The sequence below is a fragment of the Streptomyces sp. AC555_RSS877 genome, assembly GCF_019049245.1.
GTDB lineage: Bacteria > Actinomycetota > Actinomycetes > Streptomycetales > Streptomycetaceae > Streptomyces.
In genome coordinates, this window is record NZ_JAGMUK010000096.1 from 1 (window position 1) to 8,582 (window position 8,582).

Here is an 8,582-nt window from a genome sequence, read left to right on the forward strand (position 1 = left end):
GTACGGGTCGGCTCACGTGTCGGGGCCGGGGCCGGGGCCGGGGTCGGGGTCGGGGTCGGGGTGGAGGCGGGCGCCGGCGCGGGGTCGGGCGTGGCGGTGGGCGCCCGCGTCGGAGTGGGAGTGGGAGTGGGAGTCGCCAGGGGCGCCGCCGCGCGCACCGGGGGCACCGGCCGAGGTTCCTTCTCCGGCGGCGCGGGCGTGTTCCTCGCGGGCTCGATCACCGGCGTGGACGCGGGCGGCTTGGCATCCGGCTTCCTGGCCGGACCGTCGTCGCCGGTCAGCGCCAGCGCGATCGCGGTGGCCGCCACCGTCGCCACACCGGCCGCGATGGCCGCCTTCACCGGCGCGCCCAGCCCTTCGGAGGCGGCCGCGCCGCCACCGGCGCCCGCCCCGCCGGACGAGCCGCTGCTCGCCGCCGCGGCCCCGGCGGCGCCGGCCGCGCCCGCCCCGGTCCCGCCGGCGCCGGCCGCGCCCGCCCCGGTCCCGCCGGCGATGAACCCGACCGCCTTGGCGTACCCGGCGGCCCCGAACCAGCCGATGACCGCGACCGGCACGACGGCGGGGATACCGCCGGCGACTTCCTTGATCTGACCCGCCGCCAGCCGGCACTTGGCGCACTCCTCCAGATGCTTGCGCAGACCCCGCTCGGCCCGGGTGCGCAGTCCGCCGCGGGCGTACGCGCCGAGCCGGTCGGCATGGCGGGCGCACTCCTCGTCACTGACGAGCGTGGCGCTGACGTGGGCTTGGAGGTAGGCCTGCCTGAGGCCCTCGCGGGCCCGGCTGGCCAGCACACGGGTGCCGTTGGCGTCGAGCCCGAAGAGCGTGGCGACCTCGCTCGGGGACTCGTCCTCGACCTCGGTGTGCCACAGCACGGCCTGCCACCGCTCGGGCAGCGACCGGAAGGCCTGCATGGCCATCGACTGCTCGGCCTCGTGCATCGCCCGCACATCGGCGCCCAGGTCGAGGGTGTTGTCGTCGGACACCTCGGAGGCGCGCGCGGACTGCGCCGCGAACGCCGCGAAGTCGTCGACCAGTTGCTCCCGCTTCGCGGACTTCGTCCAGCTCGCGGCGACCCGTCGGACGGTGGTGAGCAGGTACGCGCGCACCGCGTGCTCGGGGCCGGAGCCGCCGCGCACCGCCTGGAGCATGCGGGCGAAGACCTCGGCCGTCAGGTCGTCGGCGGTGTGGCCGTCGCGGCAGCAGGTGCGGGCGTACCGGCGCACCGCACCCGCGTGGCGCCGGTAGAGCGCCGCGTAGGCCGTGTCGTCGCCCGAGCGCATCCGCTCGATCAGGTCGGCGTCGGACGGCGCGGGCTCCCTGGGCGGCGGCAGGACGCCGCAGTCCTCGCGTCGGTCGCGCTGCGCCGGCACGCTGCCCTCGACGGGCTCGCCGCCCTGCGCCGGGATGACGGCCCGTCCCCCCTGGAGGGGCACATGCGGCGAGGCCGCGCCGCCGGACTCCGCGTCGTCGTCACCGAGTGACTCGTCCCGCCCGTCAAAGCTCATCGCGGAAAGCCCCCGCCGCCGGTCCTGCCAGTCCCGAACACCGGGTCAGAGTGCCATATTGGCTTTTGTTCAGGACCCCGGAGTACGGACCGTCCACTCGTCCGTGGGGGCCCACCACACCGCAGTACCAGCCCTCACCCGCACGGGCAAGCCTCAACGGGCGCTCGCCGAGCGGGAGTTGAGAAGCGTGACCCACATCCCCGGCACGATCCCGGGGCGGTGATCGAGGCGGGGCGACGCAGCGCCCACGCCTCACCGTCACCTTTTCGAGTCACCGGTCAGCGCACGATGACGTCCTCACACCGGCCGCGACCGCAACCCCTCCAGCAGGATGTCCAACAGCCGTGCCGAGGCCGCCGCCTGCTGTGCGGCATCCGGCAGCGAAGGCGCCGCCGTGGCGATCACCAGCAGTACGTCCGACACCGACACGTCGGGCCGCAGCTCACCCGCCGCACGCGCCCGGTCCACGAGCTGGCCCACCACCTCGAGCAGCGCCGCCGCCCCAGGATCGTCGTCCGTGGAGAGCACCGGGGAGTCCCCCGGAACCAGCCGCAGCTCCCCGGCACCCGGCTGCGTCCGCTGCTGCGGCACCCGCGCCCCGTCCGGTGAACCCTCGTCCGCCACACCGACCCGCAGCACCTGCGGCGGCAGCAGCCGCCCGGCACCCGAGGCCACCGACGTCCGCAGGAAGCGCGAGAGCGCCGACCACGGCTCGTCCTCCTGACCGAGCGCCGTCCGTGCCTGGTCGGTCAGCCGGGAGGTCTCCTCCTCGGCTATCCGCCGCACCAGGACGTCCTTGCTCGGAAAGCGCCGGTACACCGTGCCGACACCGACTCGCGCGCGCCGCGCCACGTCCTCCATCGGCGCGCCGTAACCCAGCTCGCCGAACACCTCGCGCGCCGCGCGCAGTACGTGCTCCAGATTGCGCTGTGCATCCACACGCAGCGGCGTGGTCCGCGCACTGTCCGCGCGTCCGTTGCCCGCCGCGCTCATCGCTGAGCCCAACGCTGAGTCCATCACTCCGCCCATCGCCCCGCCACCGGGTGCGACAGCGGACGCGGACGACCAATGAGAGTCCTGAACATGCATAAGCGATCCCCCGGTAATGACGTCTCCCCCCGGAGACACTCCCCGTCATCGAAAAGCCGGAGCGAACGGAACAAACCCGGTTCACGGACCCGCTCGGAGCGGACCCGAAGGCGCATCCCCCAACACCCCGTCGTCACACGAACATAGTTGAGTGGGGGTCAATTCAGAAGGGGCACGTTCCGCACGGGGCGCCCCCCGATCGGAGTACGGGTCGCATACGTCCCGATTGCGCCCCCTCCGGACACCCAGTGCACCCCAGCTGACCTGCGGTCCTTCCCCGCACGTCGGCGATTCAGCCAACCCCGCGCACCCCTGGCTCACGGTCACACAAATTGTCGAGCCTGTGGACAAACGCCAGCGCCCGGTGCGTCATGGGATGGTGAAGGAACGTGCGCGCATTCTCGTTGTCGGCGGTGGCTACGTCGGGATGTACACGGCCCTGCGTCTCCAGCGAAAGCTGAAACGAGAACTCGCGCGGGGCGACGTGCAGATCACCGTGGTCACACCCGACCCGTACATGACCTACCAGCCGTTCCTCCCCGAAGCGGCCGCAGGCTCCATCTCACCCCGCCACGTCGTCGTACCGCTGCGCCGCGTCCTCGACCGCTGCCACGTCGTCGTCGGCGAGATCACCGCGATCGACCACGCCAAGCGCACCGCCGCCCTCTCCACACTCGCCACTGAGGAGGAGGGCACCGGCGCACAGCAGCTGACCTACGACGAACTGGTCCTCGCCCCCGGCTCGATCTCGCGCACCCTGCCCGTCCCCGGTCTCGCCGAACACGGCATCGGCTTCAAGACCGTCGAGGAGGCCATCGGCCTGCGCAACCACGTCATCGAACAGATGGACATCGCCTCCTCCACCCGCGACCCGGCCGTCCGCGACGCGGCCCTGACCTTCGTCTTCGTGGGCGGCGGCTACGCCGGCGTCGAGGCGCTCGGCGAGCTGGAGGACATGGCCCGCTACACCGCCCGCTACTACCACAACGTCCAGCCCGACGACATGAAGTGGATCCTCGTCGAGGCCTCGGGCCGCATCCTGCCCGAGGTCGGCGAGGAGATGGGCCGCTACACGGTCACCGAACTGCGCCGCCGCAACATCGACGTACGCCTGAACACCCGCCTCGAATCCTGCGCGGACCGCGTCGCCGTCCTCAGCGACGGCGCCCGCTTCCCCACGCGTACGGTCGTCTGGACGGCCGGCGTCAAACCCCACCCGCTCCTCGCCGCCACCGACCTCCCCCGCAACGACCGCGGTCGGCTGAAATGCACCCCCGAGCTGACGATCGAGGGCACCACGCACGCGTGGGCGGCCGGAGACGCCGCCGCCGTCCCCGACGTCACGGCCGAGGAACCCGGCAAGGAGACCGCCCCCAACGCCCAGCACGCGCTCCGCCAGGCGAAGGTCCTCGGCGACAACATCGCGCACGGTTTGCGGGGCGAGCCCCTGGAGACGTACTCCCACAAGTACGTCGGCTCGGTCGCCTCCCTGGGGCTGCACAAGGGTGTCGCGTACGTCTACGGACGCAAGCTGAAGGGCTACCCTGCCTGGTTCATGCACCGCGTCTACCACCTCAGCAGGGTGCCCACCTTCAACCGAAAGGCCCGCGTCCTCGCGGAATGGACCTTGTCCGGGCTCTTCAAGAGGGAGATCGTCTCCCTCGGATCTCTCGAACATCCCCGAGCGGAGTTCGAACTCGCGGCCGGTGGAAAGCATCCTCAGGACCCGGCGAACGACTCGAAGGGGTCGTCCTGACCGGACCGAGGAACTCCAGCCGTGGGGTAGGCGTCTGACGGATGCCGACCCGGGCGGCCGCCCTGCCAGACTGGTCCCGACCCTGGACGGACACAACCCCGCCCTCCGACACCGCGAGGCTTTCCCCACAGTGCTGCAACCCCGGGGTGCCACCCCTCAGACCCCCGACCGGGTCCGGAGCCGGCCGAGAACGCCGCAGACGACGACACGAGGCAAGGATTCGTGAACTTCACGCGCTGGAGCGCCCGGCTCCCCGGAACGCAGCGCCGCGCCGCAGCGCGGACCGACCACCCGGTCACCGCGGACCTGCGGCCGGACGGCGCGGGCTCGGTACCCGCGGCCCGCGCCGAACAACTCACCGACGACGCACCGCCCGTGCCCGCCGTCGACGACCTCCCGGTGCGCGAGGTCCTCGACCGCGTCCCCGCCCTCGTCGCCCTCGTCCACGGCCCCGACCACCGCCTCGCCTACGTCAACGACGCCTACGTCGCCGCCTTCGGCCCCCGCTCCACCGGCGCCCCGGCCCGCGAGGCCCTGCCGGAACTCGACGTACTCGGCCTGTTCCCGCTCCTGGACCAGGTCCTGCGCAGCGGCAAGCCACGCACGGTCAAGTCCCGCAAGGCCCCCGACGGCCGCTCGTACACCTTCGCCTGCACCCCGGTGACCGCGGGCGACGGCGGCGCAGCCGTCCTCGTGTTCGCCACGGACGTCACCGACCACGCCGAGGCAGCCGAACGCCTCAGAGCCAGCGAACGCCGCCAGCGCGAGACCGCCGTCACCCTCCAGCGCTCCCTGCTCCCGCAGGAACTCGAAGAACCGGACGACCTCCGCGTCGCCGCCACCTACCACCCAGGAGGCACGGAAGCCGCGGTCGGCGGCGACTGGTACGACGTGATCACCCTCGGCGGCGGCCGCACCGCCCTCGTGATCGGCGACGTGATGGGCCGAGGGGTGCGCGCGGCGGCGATCATGGGCCAGCTCCGTACGGCGGTTCGGGCCTACGCCCGCCTCGACCTCCCCCCGCACGAGGTCCTCCAGCTGCTGGACGGCCTCGCCATGGAGATCGACGCCAACCAGATCGCCACCTGCGTGTACGCCATCCACGACCCGAACGAGGGCCGGCTCGTGTACGCCTCGGCCGGCCACCTGCCCATCCTGGTCCGCGACGAGAGCGGCGTGGTCCAGCGCGCCGACGAACCGACCGGCCCGCCCCTCGGCACCGGCGGCTGGATGCACACCTCGGGCTCGATCGCCCTGAGCCCCGGCTCCACGGCCGTCCTCTACACGGACGGTCTGGTGGAACGCCGCAACGAGGACCTGGACGAGGGCATCGCCGCCCTGGAGCGAGCCCTGTCCGGGGCGACGGGCACCCCCCAGGTGGTGTGCGACCGCCTGGTCCGTTCAGCCGGGGTGACGGCGGACCACGACGACGACGTGGCCGTCCTGGTCCTTCAGCACCCCGCCCGCACCGGCCCCGACAGCGAGCTCTTCCGCAACGCCGCCCTGGAACTCCTCGGCGGCGTGGAAGCGGCCCCACGCGCGCGTGCGTTCGCCTCCGGCGTCCTGACCAGCTGGCGGTTCCCGGTGGAACTGCACGACCTGGGCGTCCTGGCCGTGAGCGAACTGGTCGCGAACTCCCTGCAGCACGGGACGCCACCGATGCGCCTGCGCCTGCGCCGCACGGACCGGCGCCTGATCGTCGAGGTCACCGACGGAGACGACCACCTCCCTCGCCGCCGCCGCGCCGAACCCGGCGACGAGTCCGGCCGGGGCATCGCCATCGTGGCGACGATCGCCTCGGCGTGGGGATCCCGCCGGACACCGGGCGGCGGCAAGGCGGTGTGGTGCGAGTTCGCGCTGCCCGGGATCGCGAAGTGAACCGGGCCGGCCCGGCTCAGGCGCGCGTCCGGGCCTGGTCCGCCGGAGTCGGGCCGCCCTGGGCCACCACCCGGCTCCTCGCCGACCACGGCTGATCCTGCGCGGCCGTCAGCTGACGCCCCAGCCGCACCGCCAGCACCGAGATCCCCAGCGAGAACAGCAGGAACGTCACGACGTACGGCGCGTGCAGCGACGCCCCCATGGGCCCGCCCACCGCCGGCCCCACGGCCAACGCGAGCTGCTTGACCAGCGCGAACGCGGAGTTGTACTGCCCCGCCATCCCCTCCGGCGCAAGATCCGCGACCAGCGGAGCGACGGTCGGCGACAGCATCGCCTCACCCAGCCCGAACAGCGCATAGGTCGACACGAACGCGGCCGTGGCCATCTCCTTGCTGCCGTGCCCGAGCCCCGCGTACCCGGCCATGACCCACGCCACGGCCCAGATCAGCCCCACGGCCGCGATCACCCGCGACCGCCTCCGCCGCTCCACGAACTTCAGTACGGCGAACTGCGCGACCACGATCATCGCGGTGTTCGCGGCCAGGGCCGTACCGAGGGCGGACGTCGAGATTCCGGCGGCCTCCACGCCGTACGCGCTCAGCCCCGACTCGAACTGCCCGTAACAAGCGAAGAACAGCACGAAACCCAGCACGCACAGCTGCACCATGGCCCGATTGCCCAGCAACTGCTTCCAACTGCCCCGGCCCGAACGCGACTGCCCCGGCGCGTCCTCGAACCGCGGCGAGTGCGGCATCCGCACGCTCGCCATCACCACGACCAGCAGCAGGAACATCGCCGCCTCGATCGCGAACAGCAGCGTGAAGGACGAGACGTGCGTGGTGTCGACGAGGTGACCACCGATGAGCCCGCCGACGCCGAGTCCCAGGTTCTGCAGGAAGAACTGCGTGGCGAAGGCGCGCGAGCGCGTGTCGGCGGTCGAGCAGTCCACGATCATCGTCGCCAGTGCCGGCTGCATCACGGCCTGCCCGGCCCCGAGCGCGCCCGCCGAGAGCAACACGGTCGTCGTATTGCTCGCGAGCCCCAGGCTCAGCGCCCCCAGCGCGGCGGTGACCAGAGCGCCGAGCAGCACCGGCAGCGGACCTCGCCGGACGATGGCTCGCCCGGCGAACGGAAGCACGATCAGCGCCGCCACGGCGAAGACGGCGAGGACGAGCCCCGCCGTCATGGCACCCAGCCCCCGCACCTGCGCCACATAGACGTACAGATAGGGGACGGTGAAGCCGAGCCCGAACGCGCTGAGTGCGTTGCCCACATGGATCCGGCGCATCGCAGCGCCCTTCGCCCTGGTCACGTTCACCTCTCTCGAGTAGTCGGATGCCCTCAGTAGTTAGCCCTGAAGACTTCGAAGCTAAAGTTAGAACCTAAAGAGTACACATCGAAGGACTTCAACGCCAAGCAGGTCCATGCCATACTTCGCCCTATGGGCGACACCCCAGGCAGCCTCGGCGAGCCGACCCTCGAAGAGCAGATCGCCGCCTACCAGCGCGAGTTCCAGGACCTCGACCCCCAGGTCGAGCAGATCGTCTCGGCGCTGTCCCGCCTGAACCGCCGCATGAACGTCGCCTACGGCCGCCAGACCGCCGCCCTCGGCATCAGTAACGCCGAGTGGGAGGTCCTCAAGGCCCTAGTCCTCTCCGGCGCTCCCTACCGCCTGGGCCCCAGCGACCTCGCCAAGCGCCTCGGCCTGACGCCGGCCGCGATGACCCACCGGATCGACCGCATGGTCACCGAAGGACTGGTCACCCGGGAGCGCGACGAGTCCAACCGCGTCCGCGTGATCGTCGAGCTCACCAGGGAGGGCCGGGAGAAGTGGCTGGAGGCGATGCGTCTCGCCACGGTCTTCGAGGAGGACCTGCTCCAGGACCTGTCACAGAAGGACCGCACCGCCCTCGGCGACGTCCTCACCCGCCTCCTGCGCAGGGTCGAGGACGCCCAGCCGGACGCCGGCGGACGCCTCAGCGATCTGGACTGATGCCGACATAAAAGATCTTGACAGACGGCGCTTGACAGCCCTCTGCTCGATGCGTAGAGTTCTTCGGGTTGCCGCGGAGCCGTAACGGTTCTTCGAGGACACCTCCGCCGCATCAGCGGCACCACAAACCACTAGCAAGATCTCCCAGCGGGATTGAATTCGGCGTGCCCGAATTCATTTCGATATGGGTCCGGCGGCTCGATTAGGAACTGACCGGGAGGATCCGCTAAGGTTTGAGACGTCGGAACGGCCCGAGCGGCCGGGAGGACAACCCCCTCTGACTGGGAGTCAGGCCCGAAAGGATCTGATAGAGTCGGAACCGCCGGAAAGGGAAACGCGAGAGCGGGAACCTGGAAAGCAC

General features: G+C 71.7%; 6 protein-coding genes. 3 read left to right on the forward strand and 3 right to left on the reverse strand.

Features of this window, described 5'->3' with window-relative positions; genetic code table 11:
* Window positions 1–1,505, reverse strand: a 1,505-nt coding sequence (locus KUM49_RS35220; protein WP_217241029.1) for a sigma-70 family RNA polymerase sigma factor, incomplete at its 3' end; no start/stop codon positions are given.
* A 297-nt stretch (window positions 1,506–1,802) separates the two neighbouring features.
* Window positions 1,803–2,594 (reverse strand): TetR/AcrR family transcriptional regulator, encoded by a 792-nt coding sequence (locus KUM49_RS35225; RefSeq protein ID WP_217241030.1) that lies wholly within the window; start codon window positions 2,592–2,594, stop codon window positions 1,803–1,805.
* Window positions 2,595–2,970: 376 nt separating this feature from the next.
* Here KUM49_RS35225 and KUM49_RS35230 point away from each other — a divergent pair, with 376 nt between their 5' ends.
* Together KUM49_RS35230 and KUM49_RS35235 are read left to right on the forward strand one after the other, a co-directional pair.
* On the forward strand, window positions 2,971–4,350 hold the full coding sequence (locus tag KUM49_RS35230; RefSeq protein ID WP_217241031.1) for an NAD(P)/FAD-dependent oxidoreductase: 1,380 nt from the start codon (window positions 2,971–2,973) through the stop codon (window positions 4,348–4,350).
* A gap of 222 nt (window positions 4,351–4,572) precedes the next feature.
* Window positions 4,573–6,228 carry a SpoIIE family protein phosphatase gene (locus KUM49_RS35235; RefSeq protein ID WP_217241032.1) on the forward strand — a complete coding sequence of 552 codons (1,656 nt, stop codon included), beginning with the start codon at window positions 4,573–4,575 and terminating at the stop codon, window positions 6,226–6,228.
* Between the two features lie 16 nt (window positions 6,229–6,244).
* Here the strand turns inward: KUM49_RS35235 and KUM49_RS35240 are convergent, their stop codons facing one another.
* Window positions 6,245–7,516, reverse strand: a complete 1,272-nt coding sequence (locus KUM49_RS35240; protein ID WP_217241034.1) for an MFS transporter — start codon at window positions 7,514–7,516, stop codon at window positions 6,245–6,247.
* Between the two features lie 153 nt (window positions 7,517–7,669).
* Between KUM49_RS35240 and KUM49_RS35245 the strand changes: the two genes are divergently transcribed.
* On the forward strand, window positions 7,670–8,221 hold the full coding sequence (locus KUM49_RS35245) for a MarR family winged helix-turn-helix transcriptional regulator (RefSeq protein WP_217241033.1): 552 nt from the start codon (window positions 7,670–7,672) through the stop codon (window positions 8,219–8,221).
* Window positions 8,222–8,582 lie beyond the last annotated feature (361 nt).

What these genes read in the sequence shown, in the direction of transcription:
- KUM49_RS35225 (WP_217241030.1), bottom strand. Translation starts at nt 2,594, where the DNA reads ATGCATGTTCAGGACTCTCATTGGTCGTCCGCGTCCGCTGTCGCACCC.
- KUM49_RS35230 (WP_217241031.1), top strand. Translation starts at nt 2,971, where the DNA reads ATGGTGAAGGAACGTGCGCGCATTCTCGTTGTCGGCGGTGGCTACGTC.
- KUM49_RS35240 (WP_217241034.1), bottom strand. Translation starts at nt 7,516, where the DNA reads ATGCGCCGGATCCATGTGGGCAACGCACTCAGCGCGTTCGGGCTCGGC.
- KUM49_RS35245 (WP_217241033.1), top strand. Translation starts at nt 7,670, where the DNA reads ATGGGCGACACCCCAGGCAGCCTCGGCGAGCCGACCCTCGAAGAGCAG.